Origin of the sequence: Oryzomonas japonica, from assembly GCF_008802365.1 — a bacterium.
Classification (GTDB): Bacteria; Desulfobacterota; Desulfuromonadia; order Geobacterales; family Pseudopelobacteraceae; genus Oryzomonas; species Oryzomonas japonica.
On sequence record NZ_VZQZ01000008.1, the window covers coordinates 78423 to 97461 of the forward strand.

A 19039-nucleotide genomic window follows, 5' to 3' on the forward strand; every position below is an offset into this window, starting at 1 on the left:
TATTCATATGAATACCATAAGGGGGCGCCATGGAGGAATTGACCGGCCGCCAGCGGCAAGTATTGGATTTTATTGCTTCACACATCGACGGTAGCGGCTACCCGCCCACCCAGCGGGAGATCGCCCGCCACCTGGGGGTCAGCGGGACGCTGCCCGTGGCCAAGCACCTGGCCGCCCTGGAACGGAAGGGGTGCCTCAGGCGGGACGAAGGCTCCCGGGGTATCGCCCTGGCCGGATTCACGGGGGGGACGCAGTCGCTTCCCATTGTCGGGACGGTGCGGGCCGGCAACCTGTCCCCCGCCATTGAGGATATCCAGGGTTATTTTGCCGTTGACCGGAACGAGATCAAGGGTGCCGGCTGCTTTTTCCTCCGGGTCAGCGGCGATTCCATGATTACGGCCGGCATCTTCGACGGCGACCTGGCGCTGGTACACCCCCAGCCCACTGCGGAGAACCGGGATACCGTGGTGGCCATGGTGGACGGCGAGGCCACCCTGAAATGGTTTTACCGCGAGCATGACTGCATCCGCCTCCAACCGGCCAACCCCAATATGAAGGCCATCATCCTCCGCCCCGGTGACGGAGAGGTGAGCATCGTCGGCAAGGTCATCGGCATCTACCGCCGCATGAGATAACCTTTGGCCGCCTCGGAGCATTCCCGGTCACAACCATGAAACCAAGAACCATTCTCCACATCGATATGGATGCCTTCTTCGCCTCGGTGGAACAGGAGGCCAACGCCGACCTGCGGGGCAAGCCGATCGCCGTCACCGGCGCCGGTCACCGCACGGTCGTGACCACCTCTTCCTACGAGGCCCGGGCCTGCGGCGTGAAGACCGGCATGGCGGTGTGGGAGGCGAAGCGCTGCTGCCCGCAGTTGATCGTCGTCACCGGCAACAACCGGAAGTACACCGAAACCTCCCGGCGGATCATGGCGATGATGCAGGATTATACCCCCGAGGTCGAGGTGTTCTCCATCGACGAGGCCTTCATGGATGTGACCCACTCCCTTTCGATCTTCGGCACCGGTGAGAACATCGCCCGTCAGATCAAGGCCCGCATCCGGGAGGACCTCGGCATCACCTGCTCCGTCGGCATCGCCCCCAACAAGCTGCTCGCCAAGCTGGCCAGCGACATGCACAAGCCGGACGGGTTGACGGTCATCGTCCCGGCGGACGTACCGCGGGTCATGGAGCGTCTGCCCATAGGTGCCCTGTGCGGCATCGGCAAGAAGATGCGGCGCCACCTCAACCTGATGGGCATCTATACCTGCGGCGAACTGGGGCGGTGCGACGAAACCCGGCTGACCCGGAAGTTCGGGATCATCGGTACCCACCTCAAACAGATGGGGCTGGGGCGGGACGACTCACCGGTCATCCCCTGCGGGGAAGAGGATGAGGTCAAGTCGGTCAGCCACAGCATGACCCTGGAACGGGACATCGAGGAGCGGGACGATATCCTCCGTTTCCTGCTGCAACTCTCCGACATGGTCGGCAGCCGGGCGCGCAGGTACAACGTGGCCGGCAAGACCGTCGGCCTGTACGTGCGCTACGCCGACTTTTTCACCAGTTTCGGCAAGCAGACGACGCTTCCCGGCTACATCAGCCTGAGCAGCGATATCTACCGGGCGGCCCTGTCGATCCTGGACGGCGTGGAGCTGGAACAACCGGTCAGGTTGCTGGGGGTGCGGCTCACGAACCTGAAGCACCAGTCCGAGCAGTTGCAACTGTTCGAGGACGAGCGCAAGAGGACGGCAGCCGCCAGGGCGGTGGACGACCTCAACCAGCGCTTCGGCTCCCTGGCCGTTACCTTCGGTACCCTCCTCCCCGCCAAAAAAACGGGCGGTTCCCACGTCATCTCCCCGGCCTGGCGGCCGGCCGGGATCAGGAACGTAGAGGTGAAATAAGCGCCGGAGATAAAAAAAGCGCCCCCCGGCAGGTTGGCCCGTTGCGCAACCGGCAACCTTTGGTATCATAGTGGTGGCGTTCACAGCCCCCTGCATTTTCCTGCCGGCGTCGCTGTCATCTGCCGGTTGACAAGACAAGGAGGCCCCCTATGCACCTTCCGGGGATCACTCGCAGAGATTTTTTGAAGGCCGTTGGCGTCACCACGGCAATGGCCGCCACGGGTACCCTTCCCCCCGTGCTGTATGCCGGCGAGCGCAGGCTTGAAACCTATCCGGAAAAGGCAGACTTGCTGCTCCTGACGGCCCGCCCTCCCCAACTCGAGACCCCACTGAAATACTTCAAGGAGTTGATAACCCCCAATGAGGCGTTGTTCGTCCGTTGGCATCTGGCCAATATCCCCACATCGGTCGATCTGGCCACGTGGCGCCTCGTCGTTCATGGCGAGGTGGAAAACGCGCTTTCCCTGACGCTGGACGACCTGAAGAGGTTTGAGAAAATTGAATACACCGCCGTGATACAGTGCGCCGGCAACGGCAGGAGCTTCTTCGATCCGCCGGTCTTCGGGGGGCAGTGGCTGAATGGGGCCATGGGCAACGTCACCTGGAGCGGTGTGCGCCTCAGGGATGTCCTCAAGCGTGCGGGCATCAAGGCCGGGGCGCAGGAGGTGATTTTCAAGGGGCTGGACAACCCTCCGCTGCCCACGGTGCCGGGCTTTGCGAAAAGCCTGGCCCTGGATAAGGCGCAGGAGGACGAAATCATGATTGCCTATGAGATGAACGGCCGGGAATTGCCGCTGCTGAACGGTTATCCCGTCCGGCTTGTGGTGCCCGGGTGGTATGCCACCTACTGGGTAAAATCCCTCTCGGATATGGAGGTGGCGGCCCGGCCGTTTGAAGGCTTCTGGAAAAAAAGCGCCTATCGGATTCCCGACACCGCCTGCGGCTGCGTCGAACCCGGCTCTACCCCCGCGAAGACCGTCCCGATCACGCGCATGACGACCCGCTCCCTGCTCATCAACCCGCAGGACGGCAGCCGGCTCAAGGCCGGACGCCCGATCGAGCTTATGGGGGTGGCCTTCTCGGGGGGCTACGGCATCAAAGAGGTCTCGGTTTCCGTCAACGGCGGCCAGGATTGGCGTCCTGCCCGCCTCGGCAAGGACCTGGGGCGCCATTCGTGGGTACAGTGGTACTACCCCATGAAGCCTCAGAAAGCGGGCAGCTATGACGTCAGGGTGCGGGCCGTCAACAGCATCGGGGAATCGCAGCCGTTGGACAGCCTGTGGAACCCGGCAGGCTATCTTTGGAACAAGATCGAACGAAACACTCTGATTGTCGTTTAGGAGGGGGATTGTGAGGATACGGCTCCTGTTCATACTGATGACGATCTGTGCCGGGGGGGCTGCCGGAGCGGCCGATCTGCACCGCATCACCCTCCCGCCGCCAACCGTGTCCCTCAAGGAGGGGGCCGGAGTGTATGTGGTACGCCGCTATTGCAGTATCTGCCATAGCCTGGACTATATTACCACCCAGCCAAAATTTCCGAAGGCAAAGTGGCAGGCAGAGGTAGCCAAGATGATCAAGGTCTACGGCGCTCCCATCCCCGAAGAAAGCGTCAAGGTGATCAGCGACTATATCGCCGCCTATTACGGAACAGGATCGTAGTCGGCACCATTCGAAAGGAGAATACCCCATGGACAGACGCACATTTCTGAAGGCAACGGCCATCGGCTCGATCGCCACCGGCATCGGTTCCACCCTGGCGGCGGCGGAGCGCTATTTCCCCACCAAGGTGGACCAGTCGCTTTTCGAGGGGATCAACCGGGTAAAGGACCCGGCCAAGAAGACCCCCCTGGAAAAATCCCATGCCCCGGCCATCTCGGCACCCGCTTCGGTAAAGGCCGGGGAACCGTTTACCGTTGAGGTCTCGATCGGCGAAAAACTGCATGTCATGGGGCCGGCCCACTGGATCGAGTACATCGCCCTTGCCATCGGCAACGAGCCGGCCGGTCGCATAGACCTCCAGCCCAAGGGATTCCTGAGTCCAAGGGTTACGTTCACCGTCGTCATCCCCAAGGAAGCGGCCCCGGCCGGAAAGGTCACCCTGGTTGCGTCGCAGCACTGCAACCTGCACGGCACCTGGGAGTCGAGCCTGGATATCTCGGTTGTCTGACGGAATGGCCGCCGGAGCGGCAAACCACGGGGGGATCATCGGATGGAGAACACGAGGGGATGGTTTGTTGCGGCGTTGGTGATGGTGGGGGCGGTGCTCCTGCCCGCCTTGTCCGCCCACTGCGGGGATACGGCCCTCGCGAGGGGCGAAGCGGCCTTTTTGCGAAACTGCGTTGCCTGCCATGCCGATGGCGGCAATGAGGTCAACCCGGTAAAAACCCTCTCCCGGGCGGACCTGAGGCGGAACAATATCCTCACCCCCGACGATATCGTCAGGCTCATGAGGAACCCCGGTCCCGGCATGCTGAAGTTCGACCCGGCCACCCTTTCGGACGAGGATGCCCGGGCCATAGCGGAGTATATCCTGGGCACCTTCAACAAATAGGCCCACTCCTCCCCGCCCCCTGGCGGGAAAACCCCCTGCCCGATGTTCCGGTGCGTGTCCTGTGCGGTTGGTCCGCCGCACGGGACACTAGCGGTGGCCTCTGGCGGAGAATCCGCCTCCCGAAAATCCGTTGCCACGGAAGCTTGTCCCCACCATTCCGCTTCCCCTGAAAGATCCTCCCGAGAACCCGCTCTGGGCCATCGGCGTGCTGCTGAATCTGTTTCCCAGGCCCGAAACGGCGGCTACGCTGTTACCCCGATAGGAACGGGATGGGGTGGTGATGGAGGGGGGGCTCCCCCGATAGGCGCTTCTCTGCTGGGTGACCGCCGTTCGGGGAACCGATGCCCCCCCATTGAACGCCCCCCGGCCGCGGTATGACGGCGTGCCGTATGTTCCGCCCCCGCGGGAAGCCGGCGCGCTGAACCTGCTGCTGGGTGCCGGGTGCCAGGTGCTGCCGGTGCCGCCCGCTCCCCTGCTCCCCCGGGAGGCTCCGGTTGTCGGTAGTCCGCTTCGCACCGCCCCACCGGTGGCCGCCGCCCTGCCGCTGAACCGTGTCACCGGATCGATGCGCGTATAGCGCCGCCCTCCCAGATCCCGGTAGTGGTTCGAGACGAATACCCCCCGGCGCCCCGCGTAGGCGACCCGGTGGAAGTCGTTCAGGATATAGTAACCGGGGAACCAGAAACCGTAGCCCCAAAACGGGTACGGCACCCAGGCGTACAGGTAAAGATAGTCATAGGGTGGGGAATAATAGGTGACGATGGGCGGGCCTTCATTGTAGTAATAGTTGTTGATGACCGCCTCGCCGGGCGCGCTTGCGGGGCCGGAGTATCCGCCCGTTCCCGCTCCCTCGGAAGAGGCTGTGGCCGACAAGCCTGCCTGGGCCATCACACCATCCAGGCGCTCCAGTGCGCTTTCGATGCTCAGCCCGACCTTGCCAGCGTCTGCGGCGTCCCGTACCGATTTATAAATCTCTCCGCAGATATCCGGGGTCATGGGATAATCGGCGATCCAGCCGTTTCTGGGGCTGATGCCGATTTCGGCCAGACGGCTCTCCGCTTCCGCTTCGTTTTCCGCCGTTCCCATGCCGAGGGCGGCCACCGCCTTGACGGCGAAATCGCCTTCCCGTACCACCTGCTGCCCTATGGGCGGCGCGGTCTTGACCTGTGCCGCCTGGTCCGAATCCGCATGGCTCGCTAGCGGCACGAGCAACAGTGTGCAGGCGAACCCCGCAATCATCATTCTCACGGCCAGCCGTTTCATGGAACTCACTTCCTCTCCTCACGCGGGGCATCCTCTGCATCGTTCAAAAATAACCCTGCGCCCTCATACTATTAAATTATAAGCCTTTCCCCTGATGGTGGGGCATAAAATATTTGCTGCCCTGCCCTGCCTTGACAATCTCTGCCGGCAGTTGTTTACTTGTCGTAAGGTTCGTTATCCGGGACACCCTCGTAACGAGGGGAGGCCGGAAGACAGGAGGCCGTCATGTCGCCCATACCAGCTTACACGCCACCGGATTTCAGCCGGCCGGATCTGGCCGCTGCACCGGCGGCTCGCACTGAACCCGCTCCGGCCGACGGGGTGCTGCCCCGGGGGTTCCACGCCACCTCCAACCACCCCGAGTACCTCCATCTGGGGGACGGGGATTGGTTGCTCGCCCGGGAGAGCCGCATGGATGCCGTCATGATTCTGCGGGGCAGGGAGGTCGGGGTCATGGAGCCCCGGTTGGTGAAGCGGGGCGACCCGGTGGTGGTCGGCAGGAGCGAGGAGGGCGAAGAGGGTATCTATGTGCATCCCGCAGGCTTTTCATCGCCCGCGGCGGCTGCCGGCAAGTTCGCCTTCCGTACCCGCGGCACCAGAGAAACGCCCTTTTCCCGTTCCTACGACGAACTCTACGCGGTGTTGCGCCATGACCGTGCGCACGGTCACATCGTGTGGGTGCTCGGCCCGGCGGTCGCCTTTGACAAGGACAGCCGCGACGCGATGCAGTTTGTCATCGAGCAGGGCTACTGCCATGCTCTGCTGGCGGGCAACGCCCTGGCCACCCACGACCTGGAGGCGTCCCGTTTCCGCACCGGCCTCGGCCAGGACATCTATACCCAGGCGTTGCAGCCCCACGGCCACTACAACCACCTGGACATCATCAACGAGGTGCGCCTGCACGGTTCGATCCCCCGGGCCATCCGGGAACTGGGGCTGTCCGACGGCATCATCCCCGCCTGCGAGCGGCAGGGGGTTCCCTACGTGCTGGCCGGCTCCATCCGGGATGACGGACCGCTGCCCGGCGTCATCTCCGATGCCTGTCTGGCCCAGGATGCCATGCGGGTCCACGCCCGCCGGGCTACCACGGTGATCGCCCTGGCGACCCAACTCCATACCATCGCCTTCGGCAACATGGTTCCCGGCTACCACGTCACCGCGGAGGACGTGGTGCGCCCGGTCTTCTTCTATGTGGTCGACATGACGGAGTTCAGCACCGACAAACTCGCCAACCGGGGATCGTTGCAAGCGGTGGCCATCCTGACCAACGCCCAGGATTTCATGGTCAATCTGTGGCACAACCTGAGATGAGCAGGGGCGGCAGCCGCCGGGAAGGAGACGCCATGAGCGCGACCATTCAGATCATCGGTGTCCCGATCGACCTGGGCCAAGCCCACCGCGGGGTTGACATGGGACCGGGCGCCATGCGCTATGCCGGCCTGGCCCCCCGACTGGCGGCATTGGGGTATCACATCCGGGACACCGGCAACATTGCCGTCCCGATCCGGGAAACCCTGTGCGAGGAGCGGCAACAACACTACCTGCCCGCAATCCGCCAGATCTGCCGGGCCGCCTATGAGGCCGGCCGCAGGGCCGTGGAGGAGGGGGCGGTTCCGTTGTTCATCGGCGGGGACCATACGCTGGCCATCGGCTCCATCGGCGGGGTCACCCATAACGCCCCGGCAGGGCTGATCTGGATCGATGCCCACGCCGATTTCAACACGCCCGCAACGACCCTGACCGGAAACATCCACGGCATGACCCTGGCCGCACTGCTGGGGGAGGGGGATCAGGAGCTGGTCGATGTGGGGCGCCCCGGCCCAAAGCTGGAGCCGGCCGACGTGGTCATGATCGGCATCCGCGACCTGGACCCGGAGGAACGGACGCGCCTGCGGGAGAGCGGCATCATGGTCTACACCATGCGCGACATCGACGAGAGGGGGGTCGGCGCCGTTACCCGCGAGGCGCTGGAGCGTCTTGAACACCGGGAACGTCTGCACGTCAGCCTCGATATGGACTGCCTCGACCCCCAGGTCTGCCCCGGCGTCGGCACCACCTCGCCGGGCGGCCTCAGCTACCGGGAGGCCCAGTTGCTGATGGAGGTCCTGGCCGACTCGGAGCGGGTACGCGCCCTGGACATCGTGGAGATCAACCCGATCCTCGATCAGCGCAACCAGACCGCCGCTCTAGCGGTCGAGCTGGCCGCATCGCTGTTCGGCAAGCGGATCCTCTGATCGAAAACCGGTAGCGCCCCCTCCGTCGCTTGCGGCCGGTTCCCATGCATGGAACCGGCCGCAACGGTCAGGGGGTGGGAGATTTCATGGCTTCCTGGATCTTTTTGTGGATGGCGTTCATGTCAAAGGGTTTCTGGATGAAGGGGACCCCCTCGTCCAGGACCCCGTGATGGGCGATGACGTCCGAGGTATAGCCGGACATGTACAGGGCCCNGCGGCCGGTTCCCATGCATGGAACCGGCCGCAACGGTCAGGGGGTGGGAGATTTCATGGCTTCCTGGATCTTTTTGTGGATGGCGTTCATGTCAAAGGGTTTCTGGATGAAGGGGACCCCCTCGTCCAGGACCCCGTGATGGGCGATGACGTCCGAGGTATAGCCGGACATGTACAGGGCCCCGATGCCGGGGCGCAGGACGCGGATCGCCTCCACGAGCTCCTTGCCGCTCATGCCCGGCATGATCACGTCGGTCACCACGCAATCGATGGTCTGGTCGGCCTCCGTGCAGATTGCAAGGGCCTCCTGGGGCGAGGGGGACGCGAACACCGTGTATCCCAATATTTTCAGCATCTGTGCCGCCATACGGCGTACATTTTCGTCGTCCTCCACCAGCAAAATAGTCCCCCCCACCGGGGGAGTTGTGTCTGTTTCCTTGTCGGTGCCCATGGTCCCTCCTGAAACACAGAGAGGAAGAACCGAGAGGCCCTTTTCCCTGTGTGGTCTACACTATTTTAACGGGAGGTGGATGAAGCGCAATGGTGTTTGTGCAAAAAAAGGTTGAATCCCCACGAAACAACAGCGGTCGTTGCCCGCGGCCGGGGCGGCGGCTTCGCAGGGAGCACGGCGCCGTAATTCCCGGGCCCCATCGGCGCGGTTGACGCCGTCGACAGGTTATGCTTTAATCATAAAGTGGAGACAGAAGCCTATATCGCCCTTGGTTCAAATATGGGGGACCGCGAGCTCAACCTGCTGCGGGCGGTGGCAGAGGTCGGCAAGCTGCCCGGCTGCCGGGTTACCGGCCTGTCTGCGTTCTACGAGACATCCCCCGTCGGGGGCATTGACCAGCCTTCTTTCTACAATGGTGTCCTCAGGCTTGCTACCGAACTCTCCCCCCGCGAACTGTTGGAACGACTGCTGCATATCGAAAGCGACGTCTTTGGCCGGGTACGGACCGTTCAATGGGGGCCGCGGCCCATGGACCTCGACCTGTTGCTCTACGGTTCGATGATCGTGGAGGAGGAGGGGCTGATCGTCCCGCATCCGCGCATGGCAGAGCGGCGTTTTGTTTTGGAACCGCTCTGCAACCTGGCTCCGGGGCTGGTGCATCCGGTCTTGGGACAGACCGTTGCCCAACTGTTGAAAACGCTGCAATCCGATGAGAGCGTGGCGAAACTACAACCGGAGATACTAACGTGATCAGACTATTGATCTGGGGCCTTCTGATCTATGTCGGCTACCGTGTCGTCGTGGCGCTGACAAAAGGGAAAGAGAAGGAAACCAAGACATCGGAGAAGCGGGAGGCCGCGGTGACCCATCGCGACCCGGTCTGCGGCGTCTATGTTTCCGAGGACGATGCCGTGGTGGGCAGGCTCGAAGGCGAGCGCCACTACTTCTGCTCCATGAACTGCCTGGAAAAATTCCGCGAACAACTTGACCATAAACCATCATAAACGGAGGAACACATGAAGTTTTTCATCGATACAGCCGACGTCAAAGAGATTCGCGCGGCCCACGACCTGGGGCTGGTGGACGGCGTTACCACCAATCCTTCCCTGATCGCCAAGTCGGGGCGCAAGTTCAAGGATGTCATCAAGGAGATCGTCTCCATCGTGGACGGCCCGATCTCGGCCGAGGTCATCTCCCTGGACGCCCCCGGCATGATCAAGGAAGCCAAGGAACTAGTCAAGATCCACAAGAACATCGTGGTCAAGGTGCCCATGACGCCGGAAGGGCTCAAGGCCACCAAGGCCCTGTCGGAAAAGGGGGTCAAGATCAACGTGACCCTGATCTTCTCCCCCATGCAGGCGTTGTTGGCCGCCAAGGCCGGCGCCACCTACGTTTCCCCCTTCGTCGGCCGGCTGGACGACATCTCCCAGGACGGCATGGGGATCATCGAAGAGATCCGCACCATCTTCGACAACTACGGCTATACCGCCGAGATCATCGTGGCCAGCGTGCGCAACCCGATCCATGTTCTCAATTCGGCCTTGATCGGCGCCGACATCGCCACGATCCCCTACTCGGTCATCATGCAGCTTGCCAAGCACCCCCTGACCGACGCCGGCATCAAGAAATTCCTGGCCGACTGGGAAAGCGTGCCCAAATAGAACTCCCATAGCGGTCGCAGGGGCCACGGAGACCTGGCCATGCCGGTGATGTTCTCCGTGCGCCCCGCGGCTGCAATTACGCCTGTCTCCCGGAGCCCCTGTGAAGCCTTCCCCCGACAAGCTCTCCATCCTCTTCTCCGCCTCCGAGGCCGCACCCTTTGCCAAGGAGGGGGGGCTGGGGGATGTGGTCGGCGCCCTGCCCAAGTACCTGGCACGCATGGGGCACGATGTGCGCGTGGTCATCCCGCGCTACTATGCCGTCAACCGGGAGAAGTACGGCCTCAAGCTGCTGCCGGGCACCCTGGTGGTGCCCATGGGCATCATCGGCCGTATGTACTGCGGCGTCTACGAGGGGCGGCTGCCGGGGAGCGATGTCCCGATCTACTTCCTGGAGCACGAGCAATTCTACGGCCGCGCCGGGCTCTACCAACAGGACGGCCAGGGCTACCCGGACAACGACAACCGCTTCGTCTTCCTCTCCAAGGCCACCCTGGAACTGTGCAAGATGCTCGACTGGTCGCCGGACGTGATCCACGCCCACGACTGGCACACCGGCGCCATCCCCCTCCTGCTCAACACCTCCTATCTGCACGACCGTTACGTGGGCAACTCCGCCTCGCTCCTCTCCATCCACAACATGCAGCACCAGGGCAATTACTATCCCGGCCTGATGGAGGTGCTCGGCGTCGGCTGGAAACACTTCAATTACCTGGAGCTGGAAAAGGACGACCAGGTCAACCTGCTCAAGGGGGGGATCTACCACGCCACCCTGCTCTCCACGGTCAGCGAGGGGTATGCCCGGGAGATTCAGACGGCGGAGTACGGTTGGGGGCTGGAGGGGGTGGTGCGGGACCGGGCGGCCGATCTGTACGGCATCCTCAACGGCGTGGATTACGAGGAGTGGGACCCGGCTACCGACCACTGCATCGCCGCCACCTACACGGCCCGGACCGTGAAAAAGGGGAAGGCCGCCTGCAAACGCGACCTGCAGCAGCGCATGGGGCTGCCCCTGCGGGACGACGTGCCGCTGTTCGGTGTGGTCTCCCGCATGGTCAGGCAGAAGGGGACCGACCTGATCGCCGAGGCTATCCACCGCATCCTGGAAATGGATGTGCAGTTCGTCATGGTCGGCAACGGCGAGCCCTGGGCGCACTTCTTTTTCGGCGACGTGGCCGCCGCCCACCCGGACAAATTCGCCTGTTACATCGGCTACAGCGAAGAGTTGGCCCACAAGGTGGAGGCGGGGGCCGATTTCTTCGTCATGCCCTCGTCGTTCGAGCCGTGCGGCCTGAACCAGATGTACTCCCTGGCCTACGGCACGCCGCCCGTGGTCCGCGCCACCGGCGGCCTGGAGGACAGCGTGGAAAACTTCGACGAAGAGGCCCTGACCGGCGACGGCTTCAAGTTCCACAATCATACCGCCGATGCGCTCTTCGACACCATCGGCTGGGCGGCCTGGACCTTCTTCAACAACCCCAAGGGGCTGGCGGCCCTCAGGAAAAACGGCATGAAGAAGCGTTTCACCTGGGAGGCCGCAGCCCTCAAGTACGAGGAACTCTACCGTTTGGCCGTCCGCCGTCGCCGCGGCGAGGAATATTTCCGCAACCGTTTCGGCGATTAGGGGGCTGTTGAAAAACTCAGGTTGTTCAAAAATAGTCAGATCGTCGCATCCGCGAGACAAGCCCTGAGGAGGCGTGAGCTTTGCTACGCCGCACGAAAGGGCTTTCGAGGACGGGGGCGTGGCTGTTTTTCAACAACCTCTTAGAGGTCCAACCATGGCATCCGACCAGTATGACGTCGTCATCATCGGCACCGGCCCGGCAGCCCTCGGCGCCGCCTTTCATCTCACCGACCGGCTTCCCGCCATCTCCATCCTGATGATCGACAAGGAATCGATCTGCTCCGGCGGCCTTTTGAACGACTGCAAGCAGAACTACTCCTTTCCCATCGGTTTTGCCGAAGAGTATTGGACCAGGGAGGAGGCCGAACGGCTGTTGCCGCTCGTGGAGGATAAGCTCCAGCCGGTCTTCAAGGAACGCCACAATCTGGAGACCTACCGAAAGCGCGCCGAACGGATCGGCGTGACCCTCTACGACATCCGCCAGGCCCATGTGGGCACCGACCAAAGCACCTTTCTCATCCAGCGCCTGATGGCCGAGCTCGCGGGCCGCGGGGTCAGCATCCTGCTGAAGCGCGAGGTGACCGACGTGCGGGAGACGGACCAGGGGGCGGAGCTGACCATCGGCGGAACGGAGCGTCTCCGGGCGGACACGGTGATCATGGCGCCTGGCAGAAAGGGGTTCGGCTTTCTGCAACGCGTCATGGAGCAACTCGCCATCCCCTACATCGACAATATCGTGGACGTGGGCATCCGCGTCGAGACCCGGCTGGAAAACTATCCCATCGTCAGGGACTATTACGACCCCAAGTTCTACTTTCCCGAACGGGTGCGGACCTTCTGCACCAACTCGGGGCACGCCCGGGTGGTGCTGGAGCGCTACGAGGACTTCAGTCTCGTCAACGGCCATGCCCTGTCCGTGCGGAAGAGCGGCAACAATTTGGTAAACTTCGCGCTCCTGAAGACCATCGGGCTGAAGGACCCGGTCCGCAGCGGCCAGCAGATGGCCCTCTTTCTCGGCCGGCTGGCCCACGAGATCGGCGGCGGCCGGCCACTCATGCAGCGGGTGGGTGATTTCAGGATGGGAAAACGCTCCTCGGCCGAGACCTTCAACGACGACCTCTACTCCTTCCGTCCCACCTGTCCGGTGACCGCCGGCGACCTGGGGCTGGCGGTCCCGGCCAAGATCATGCGCCACATCTGGGCGGCCCTGAAGAAGCTCGACACCATCGTCCCCGGGGTCCTGCATCCCAGCACCATCATGTACTACCCCGAGATCAAGATGTACGCCAACAAGCCCTCCTTTATCGATCCCCATTTCCGGGTCAGCCCCCATCTTTACATGGTTGGGGATGGCGCCGGCACCTCCCGCGGCATAACCGGGGCCTGGGCCAGCGGGATCAGGGCGGCCGAGGGGGTCGTGAAGGGGCGGGGACAGGGATGAAGCGGCTGGCGGGACGGTGCGCTGCACGGCCAACCGGGAACTCTTGTGGATTGTGCGGTAATTGCGTATGGTGTTCCAAAAGAGCCGTGTATGTTTACTACCGTTACCAGGTACAAGGAGCGAGAGACCATGAAGCGGATGATTATGGCGGTTGTCGGTACGATGGTTATCTGCATCAGCGGTTGCGCCGCGAGCCTGCCCCCCCATGAGGAACTTACCCGGGCGGTGAAAAAGAGCCTCGATGCCACCGGGTTCAACTATAGCTTGAAAAGCAGGATCACCGATCTGTCCCTGCCGAAACAGGATGCGAACACCGCCGCAAACGCCAAGGGCCTAAAGTATCTGGGGGCGGGTCTCGATATCGTCCGGGGCTTTTCCGTGAATATGGACGGTGCGATCGATATGACGGCCAAAAAATCGGAGGTGCTGTACGATCTGCAGTACAACAAGGACAACGTGGACGTTTCCATTAAATTGCCCCTGTTGATTGATTACAACGCCCAAACGATCTATATGGGTACGTCGTTTCTGAATACGGTCCTCGATTTTGTCGCTCCCCGGGCCCCTGAAACCAGGGGCAAGCTGATCAAGATAAACATCGGCGAATTGCTGAAGGAAGGTGTGGCAAGCACCCCGGAACTCGCAAAGCTGATTGACGGCAATCGCTTCAGCGCAAAGGATATGGATCTGTTCAACACTGTTTTCAAGACCGTACTCCTGAAGGCCGTTACCAAGCTGAACGACTCCAGTTGCATTGACCAGCCGCTTACCGGGCAGGATAAGAAAGCCGGGGTGACACGGCATATTCAGGTGGCGTTGGGCCATAACGATTCCGTTGCCGTGGTTGTGGACATTATCGATGGCGTCGCCCAGGCCCTGTTTCAGGAAGGCGCCATCAACAAGAAGGAATATGCCGTCCTGCTCACGCTTACGGACAAGCAGATGCTGGACGGACTTGCGGATCAATTCACCCTGACGATGGCCAATGATGTGGGCATCGGGCATACGGGCCACATCGGTTACTGGGCGACCCGGCTGAGTGTTGCCGATACGAAGGGGGAGTACCGGATCGGCGTTGAAACTGTCAGCACGTTTGACGGCTACAATGCGCCACGCTTCTCCATAACCCCGGAAGCCGGCAAGGTCGTCGACTTCAAAGAGGTGTTGGCCGCCGTAGCGGCAGCCACGGCACAGGATAAGGAGGACGCTGCGCAACCGGACGGGGAGGTCCCTGACGACGATTCCTGCACTCCGGAGGAACCGGCTCCGAGCGGTGCGGGATCAATGCTGTAGGGCTTTGACGGATTGTTTCAATCTTCTCCTCTTCCCGACACGTCTTTCATTCCCATCGTACTCCGGAAAGCGATTTCCCCCCAGGGCATGGGAGCATGGCGCTTTGCCACGGGTTTGGTATGATAGGTACGTACAAACCGCTTGAAGGGGAAGCTCCATGACGACTGACAACTGCGTGCCGGAATGCCTCCAGCGCTCCAAGGAGCATTCCGACAAGATGCTGGAATGGCTGCAGGGCCGGGGAAAGACCATCATCGTCATCCACGACAACCCGGACCCCGATTGCCTGGCCTCGGCCATGGCGCTCCGCCACCTGCTGGCCATGAAACTGAGCCGGGATGCGGTCATCACCTTTTCCGGCATGATCGGGCGCAGCGAAAACATCGCCATGGCAAAGGAGTTGGAGATGACGCTCCACCCCCTCGGAACCATCGATATGGGGGAGGTCAGCGCGGTCTGCATGCTGGACACCCAACCGGGCACGGGAAACAATTCTTTTCCTCCGGGCTGCCGGGTGGATATCCTCATTGACCATCACCCCCTGCGCGAAGCGAGCAGAGCGTGCCGCTGGGTGGATGTCCGCGATGATTACGGCGTTACCGCCACAATCCTCTACGAGTATCTGGTGGCGCAAAACATCACCATCGGTACGAAACTGGCTACGGCCCTCTTCTACGCGATCAAATCCGAGACCCAGGACCTGGGCCGGGAGGCGAACCGGCCCGACCGGGACGCGTACCTCCGCCTCTTCCCCCTGGCGAACAAGCGGATTCTGTATGAAATATCCCACCCCAAGCTACCGGTGGAGTACTTCCGGGTTATTCACAGCGGCCTCGAAAATACGATGATATACGGGAAACTGCTGGTGGTTAATCTGATGGCCATCTGCTTTCCCGAAATGGTGGCGGAGGTGGCCGACTACCTGATCAGGCTGGAGGGGGTCGAGACCGTGCTGGGCATGGGGCATTACAACGATGAGGTGATACTGTCACTTCGCATGACGAGCCATTCCCTCAATGCGGGCGAGGTGATCAGACGGCTGGTGGCGGGAAGAGGGGCGGCCGGCGGGCACGGCATGATGGCGGGAGGCAAGCTGGCCCATGTTCCATTCACCCCGGCCGCGCTGGAAGAGGCCGAAGCGTTTCTGACCCAGGGGCTGTTACGGGAACTCTCCCTGGGGGATGTGACCCCGACCCGGCTGATCAAGCCCCGGTAGGCAAATGGGCCCGCACCGCTTTCCCAAGCCCGTGCTGCACTTCCCTTGAACACACCATCGCCGGAGCCGTGGAAATGACCGCACCGATCCAAAACCTCCGCCAGTTCCTCGCCCTTCTGGAAAAGCAGGGCGAACTGAGCCGCATCGAGGCAGAGGCCGACCCCATCCTGGAGATCGCCGCCATTACCGACCGGGTCTGCAAACAGCCCACCGGCGGCCGGGCGCTCCTCTTCCTGCATCCGAAAGGGAGCAGCCGCCCCGTGGCCACCAACCTGTTCGGCTCCCTCCGGCGGGTATGCCTGGCCCTGGGTGTGGACCGTCTCGACCGGCTGACGGAGCGCATGACGGCGCTGCTCGCTCCGCTGCCGGAACTGGATGTCGCCGGTCTCGACCGCCAGGTCGGCGCCCTGCCGGAGTTCTCCCGTTTCACGCCGGTTGCCGGACAGGACCACGACCTCATGGCCATGGAGACACCCGACCTGGGCGGGTTCCCCTTTCTTCAAAGCTGGCCGGGGGATGGCGCCGGCGAGGGGCATGGGCGCTACATCACCCTGCCCCAGGTGTTCACCGTTGCCCCGGACGGCACCGGTCCCAACTGTGGCATGTATCGCTGCCAGGTGCGCGGCCCCCGGGAACTGGCCGTGCGCTGGCATCCGGGGAGCGGCGCGGCGCGGCATTTCGAGGCATACCGCCGCCGGGGCGAGCCGATGCCGGTGGCGATCGCTCTGGGCGGCCCCCCGACGGCGCTCTTCAGCGCCATGCTGCCGTTGCCGGGCGACCTGGACGAGATGACCTTTGCCGGGTTCCTGCGAGGCGTCCCGCTTGAGCTTGCCGCCTGCCGGAGCGTCCCCCTGCGGGTTCCGGCCGGGTGCGAGGTGGTGATCGAGGGTCATGCCGACCCGGGCGAGACGATCATGGAGGGGCCCTTCGGCAACCATACCGGCTGCTACGCGCCCGCTGCGCCGGTCCCCCTGGTGCGGGTGACCGCCATCAGCCTCCGGACGGATGCCGTTGTCCCTGCGACCCTGGTGGGGCCGCCCCCCATGGAGGACTGCTGGATGGCCGCGGCCTGGGAACGGCTGCTCGTGGCCTTTGTGCGCCGCGTGGCGCCGGCGGTGGTCGATATCCGTTTTCCCCGGGAATGGGTCTTCCACCAGAGCGCCATCATTTCCCTTGAAAACCCGCGCCCCGGCATGGTAAGGGAGATTGCCGGCCTGCTCTGGCATACCCCCTGGTTCAGGGCTGCCCGCCTGCTGCTCTTTGTCGCTGCGGACGGCGTTCCGGCGGACCTCTCCCGTGCGGCCTGGCGCGGCATCAATCTGGTGGACGATAGCCTCGACCTGATCCGCGACGAGAGCGGTGCGCGGTTGGCGCTGGATGCCACCGGCAGCCGCGCGTCCCGGTTACCGGTCGTCGCGGATGATGCCATAGCGGAACAGGTGGCGCGACGGTGGCGTGAATACGGGTTTTAGAATCAAAAGCTCAGACAAAATCGGCCACAGAGACACGGAGACACAGAGAACGACAAAAAGAGAATCAATCTTACATGGGTGAACAGGATAAAAGGGATACAACCTAAAATCAGGTTGCAAACAACATCATGAAGATTTCATCCTGTAAATAAGTTTTTAGATTTTCCTCTGTGTCTCCGTGTCTCTGTGGCAGACTATTTTTAGGAAGGTTATTCGGAATGATAGCTATGGCAACGGAAACAAGTCTCATACGTAAGATCACCGTCTTTCTGGAGATGATCAAATTCTCCCACACCGTCTTTGCGCTCCCCTTTGCCCTGACCGGAGCGCTCCTGGCGGCAAACGGTCTTCCCAGCGGTCGCCAGGTCCTCTGGATCATCCTGGCCATGGCCGGCGCCCGCACGGCGGCCATGGGGTTGAACCGCCTCATCGACGCCGAGATCGACGCCAAAAACCCCCGTACCGCCAACCGCGCCATCCCGGCCGGGCTGATCGGCAAGGGGGCGACCCTGGTCTTCATCGTCGCGGCCACGCTGCTGTTGCTCTTTGCCGCCACGATGCTCAACCCGCTCTGCCTGAAGCTCGCCCCCGTGGCCATCTTCTTTCTGGTGCTCTACTCCTTTTGCAAGCGCTTTACCGCCCTGGCCCACGTGGTGCTGGGGATCTGCCTGGCAGCGGCCCCCATGGGGGCCTGGGTCGCCATTCGCGGCAACATCGATACCCCCGCCCTGATTCTGGGGGGCGTCGTGCTCTTCTGGGTGGCCGGTTTCGACATCCTCTACGCCCTCCAGGACCTGGAGTTCGACCGCGCCGCCGGGCTGCACTCCATCCCGGTCGTGCTGGGGGTGGCAGGATCGCTCTGGGCGGCACGCCTGTTCCACCTGGTGATGCTGGGGCTGCTCCTTGTGCTGTTCGTCACCATGCACCTGGGGGTACTGTTCCTGGTCGGCATCCTGGTGGCCACCGCCATGCTGCTGTACGAACACCTGCTGCTCAAGGACGGTAATCTGGACAAACTGGACGCGGCCTTTTTCAACATGAACGGCTATATCAGCATCACCATCCTGGCCTTCACGGCAGCCGACCTGCTGGTGAAATGGCCATGACCGCGCAAAAGAGGGTGTTCGTCGCCCTGACCGGGGCGTCAGGCTCGATCTACGGGATCCGCCTGTTGGAGGAACTCCTCAAGCGGGGCTTCCTGCTCACCGTGGCGGCCAGCGAGAGCGGACAACTGGTCTGCCGCGAGGAGACCGGCCTGGACCTGGGAGGCGATCCTCCCGCCGCCACCGCACGGCTCTGCGCCCATCTCGGGGTGAAACTGGGGGTGGAGGTGGTGGTGGCCGACGACCTCTTGGCCTGCGCCGCCAGCGGTTCCGCCGCGCCGGCGGCAATGGTCGTGGCGCCGTGCAGTATGGGTACCCTGGCGCGCATCGCCTGCGGCACCTCCGGCAATCTGATCGAGCGGGCGGCGGACGTGATGCTCAAGGAGCGCCGCCCCCTGCTGCTGGTCCCGCGGGAGACGCCGCTCTCGGAGATCCATCTGGAGAACATGCTCAAGCTGGCCCGCGCCGGGGTCCGCATCATCCCGGCCATGCCGGCCTTCTACCACCAACCGGCAACCATCGACGACCTGGTGAACTTCGTGGTGGGCAAGGTCCTGGACCAGTTGGACATCCCCAACGAGCTCTTCAAGCGCTGGGGTGAGCGCTGACGC

At 62.8% G+C, this 19039-nt stretch carries 20 protein-coding genes; 18 read left to right on the forward strand and 2 right to left on the reverse strand.

What is annotated here, in order from left to right; translation table 11 throughout:
• Window positions 1-29 precede the first annotated feature (29 nt).
• From lexA to F6V25_RS12900, 6 genes are all read left to right on the forward strand, one after another.
• Window positions 30-635, forward strand: coding sequence for a transcriptional repressor LexA (gene lexA / locus F6V25_RS12875; protein WP_151128959.1), 606 nt, complete (start codon window positions 30-32; stop codon window positions 633-635).
• A 35-nt stretch (window positions 636-670) separates the two neighbouring features.
• Window positions 671-1906, forward strand: coding sequence for a DNA polymerase IV (gene dinB, locus F6V25_RS12880; protein WP_151128960.1), 1236 nt, complete (start codon window positions 671-673; stop codon window positions 1904-1906).
• A gap of 149 nt (window positions 1907-2055) precedes the next feature.
• On the forward strand, window positions 2056-3246 hold the full coding sequence (locus F6V25_RS12885; protein ID WP_151128961.1) for a molybdopterin-dependent oxidoreductase: 1191 nt from the start codon (window positions 2056-2058) through the stop codon (window positions 3244-3246).
• Window positions 3247-3256: 10 nt separating this feature from the next.
• Window positions 3257-3568 carry a SorB family sulfite dehydrogenase c-type cytochrome subunit gene (sorB, locus tag F6V25_RS12890; protein ID WP_151128962.1) on the forward strand — a complete coding sequence of 104 codons (312 nt, stop codon included), beginning with the start codon at window positions 3257-3259 and terminating at the stop codon, window positions 3566-3568.
• Window positions 3569-3596: 28 nt separating this feature from the next.
• On the forward strand, window positions 3597-4076 hold the full coding sequence (locus F6V25_RS12895) for a class II SORL domain-containing protein (protein WP_151128963.1): 480 nt from the start codon (window positions 3597-3599) through the stop codon (window positions 4074-4076).
• 42 nt (window positions 4077-4118) lie between these two features.
• Entirely contained in the window at window positions 4119-4460 is a 342-nt protein-coding gene (locus F6V25_RS12900) for a c-type cytochrome (RefSeq protein ID WP_151128964.1), read from the forward strand.
• An 87-nt stretch (window positions 4461-4547) separates the two neighbouring features.
• Here the strand turns inward: F6V25_RS12900 and F6V25_RS12905 are convergent, their stop codons facing one another.
• On the reverse strand, window positions 4548-5723 hold the full coding sequence (locus F6V25_RS12905; protein WP_151128965.1) for a hypothetical protein: 1176 nt from the start codon (window positions 5721-5723) through the stop codon (window positions 4548-4550).
• A 225-nt stretch (window positions 5724-5948) separates the two neighbouring features.
• On the opposite strand from F6V25_RS12905, the gene F6V25_RS17020 reads away from it, so the two are divergent.
• Window positions 5949-7034 carry a putative NPN-dependent ornithine cyclodeaminase gene (locus F6V25_RS17020; protein WP_191966185.1) on the forward strand — a complete coding sequence of 362 codons (1086 nt, stop codon included), beginning with the start codon at window positions 5949-5951 and terminating at the stop codon, window positions 7032-7034.
• Between the two features lie 32 nt (window positions 7035-7066).
• Complete coding sequence (rocF, locus tag F6V25_RS12920; protein ID WP_151128968.1) at window positions 7067-7957, forward strand: arginase; 891 nt, start codon at window positions 7067-7069, stop codon at window positions 7955-7957.
• 250 nt (window positions 7958-8207) lie between these two features.
• On the opposite strand, the gene F6V25_RS12930 is transcribed toward rocF, so the two are convergent.
• Entirely contained in the window at window positions 8208-8621 is a 414-nt protein-coding gene (locus F6V25_RS12930; RefSeq protein WP_151128969.1) for a response regulator, read from the reverse strand.
• A gap of 243 nt (window positions 8622-8864) precedes the next feature.
• On the opposite strand from F6V25_RS12930, the gene folK reads away from it, so the two are divergent.
• The 10 genes from folK to F6V25_RS12980 all read left to right on the forward strand — a co-directional run bounded on the left by folK (window position 8865) and on the right by F6V25_RS12980 (window position 19036).
• Window positions 8865-9371, forward strand: a complete 507-nt coding sequence (gene folK, locus F6V25_RS12935) for a 2-amino-4-hydroxy-6-hydroxymethyldihydropteridine diphosphokinase (protein ID WP_151128970.1) — start codon at window positions 8865-8867, stop codon at window positions 9369-9371.
• The gene (locus F6V25_RS12940) at window positions 9368-9625 is read left to right on the forward strand and encodes a transcriptional regulator (protein WP_338045081.1); all 258 of its coding nucleotides are present in this window, start codon (window positions 9368-9370) and stop codon (window positions 9623-9625) included. Before folK ends, F6V25_RS12940 begins: the two co-directional genes overlap by 4 nt.
• Before the next feature lie 12 nt (window positions 9626-9637).
• The gene (gene fsa / locus F6V25_RS12945) at window positions 9638-10282 is read left to right on the forward strand and encodes a fructose-6-phosphate aldolase (RefSeq protein ID WP_149307741.1); all 645 of its coding nucleotides are present in this window, start codon (window positions 9638-9640) and stop codon (window positions 10280-10282) included.
• A 100-nt stretch (window positions 10283-10382) separates the two neighbouring features.
• Complete coding sequence (locus tag F6V25_RS12950) at window positions 10383-11903, forward strand: glycogen synthase (protein ID WP_151128971.1); 1521 nt, start codon at window positions 10383-10385, stop codon at window positions 11901-11903.
• Window positions 11904-12057: 154 nt separating this feature from the next.
• Entirely contained in the window at window positions 12058-13344 is a 1287-nt protein-coding gene (locus F6V25_RS12955; RefSeq protein ID WP_151128972.1) for a pyridine nucleotide-disulfide oxidoreductase, read from the forward strand.
• 129 nt (window positions 13345-13473) lie between these two features.
• Window positions 13474-14637, forward strand: a complete 1164-nt coding sequence (locus F6V25_RS12960) for a hypothetical protein (protein WP_151128973.1) — start codon at window positions 13474-13476, stop codon at window positions 14635-14637.
• A 157-nt stretch (window positions 14638-14794) separates the two neighbouring features.
• Window positions 14795-15853: a DHH family phosphoesterase gene (locus tag F6V25_RS12965; RefSeq protein WP_151128974.1), complete on the forward strand. Its 1059-nt coding sequence runs from the start codon at window positions 14795-14797 to the stop codon at window positions 15851-15853.
• 74 nt (window positions 15854-15927) lie between these two features.
• Window positions 15928-17325, forward strand: a complete 1398-nt coding sequence (locus tag F6V25_RS12970; RefSeq protein ID WP_151128975.1) for a UbiD family decarboxylase — start codon at window positions 15928-15930, stop codon at window positions 17323-17325.
• Window positions 17326-17552: 227 nt separating this feature from the next.
• Window positions 17553-18431 carry a 4-hydroxybenzoate octaprenyltransferase gene (locus tag F6V25_RS12975; RefSeq protein ID WP_151128976.1) on the forward strand — a complete coding sequence of 293 codons (879 nt, stop codon included), beginning with the start codon at window positions 17553-17555 and terminating at the stop codon, window positions 18429-18431.
• Window positions 18428-19036, forward strand: a complete 609-nt coding sequence (locus F6V25_RS12980) for a UbiX family flavin prenyltransferase (RefSeq protein ID WP_151128977.1) — start codon at window positions 18428-18430, stop codon at window positions 19034-19036. Before F6V25_RS12975 ends, F6V25_RS12980 begins: the two co-directional genes overlap by 4 nt.
• The last annotated feature ends 3 nt before the right edge of the window (window positions 19037-19039 follow it).

Bases quoted from the DNA above. Each gene is read 5' to 3' on its own strand.
- lexA (WP_151128959.1), top strand. From the start codon at position 30: ATGGAGGAATTGACCGGCCGCCAGCGGCAAGTATTGGATTTTATTGCT.
- dinB (WP_151128960.1), top strand. From the start codon at position 671: ATGAAACCAAGAACCATTCTCCACATCGATATGGATGCCTTCTTCGCC.
- F6V25_RS12885 (WP_151128961.1), top strand. From the start codon at position 2,056: ATGCACCTTCCGGGGATCACTCGCAGAGATTTTTTGAAGGCCGTTGGC.
- F6V25_RS12895 (WP_151128963.1), top strand. From the start codon at position 3,597: ATGGACAGACGCACATTTCTGAAGGCAACGGCCATCGGCTCGATCGCC.
- F6V25_RS12900 (WP_151128964.1), top strand. From the start codon at position 4,119: ATGGAGAACACGAGGGGATGGTTTGTTGCGGCGTTGGTGATGGTGGGG.
- F6V25_RS12905 (WP_151128965.1), bottom strand. From the start codon at position 5,723: ATGAAACGGCTGGCCGTGAGAATGATGATTGCGGGGTTCGCCTGCACA.
- F6V25_RS17020 (WP_191966185.1), top strand. From the start codon at position 5,949: ATGTCGCCCATACCAGCTTACACGCCACCGGATTTCAGCCGGCCGGAT.
- rocF (WP_151128968.1), top strand. From the start codon at position 7,067: ATGAGCGCGACCATTCAGATCATCGGTGTCCCGATCGACCTGGGCCAA.
- F6V25_RS12930 (WP_151128969.1), bottom strand. From the start codon at position 8,621: ATGGGCACCGACAAGGAAACAGACACAACTCCCCCGGTGGGGGGGACT.
- fsa (WP_149307741.1), top strand. From the start codon at position 9,638: ATGAAGTTTTTCATCGATACAGCCGACGTCAAAGAGATTCGCGCGGCC.
- F6V25_RS12955 (WP_151128972.1), top strand. From the start codon at position 12,058: ATGGCATCCGACCAGTATGACGTCGTCATCATCGGCACCGGCCCGGCA.
- F6V25_RS12960 (WP_151128973.1), top strand. From the start codon at position 13,474: ATGAAGCGGATGATTATGGCGGTTGTCGGTACGATGGTTATCTGCATC.
- F6V25_RS12965 (WP_151128974.1), top strand. From the start codon at position 14,795: ATGACGACTGACAACTGCGTGCCGGAATGCCTCCAGCGCTCCAAGGAG.
- F6V25_RS12970 (WP_151128975.1), top strand. From the start codon at position 15,928: ATGACCGCACCGATCCAAAACCTCCGCCAGTTCCTCGCCCTTCTGGAA.
- F6V25_RS12975 (WP_151128976.1), top strand. From the start codon at position 17,553: ATGGCAACGGAAACAAGTCTCATACGTAAGATCACCGTCTTTCTGGAG.
- F6V25_RS12980 (WP_151128977.1), top strand. From the start codon at position 18,428: ATGACCGCGCAAAAGAGGGTGTTCGTCGCCCTGACCGGGGCGTCAGGC.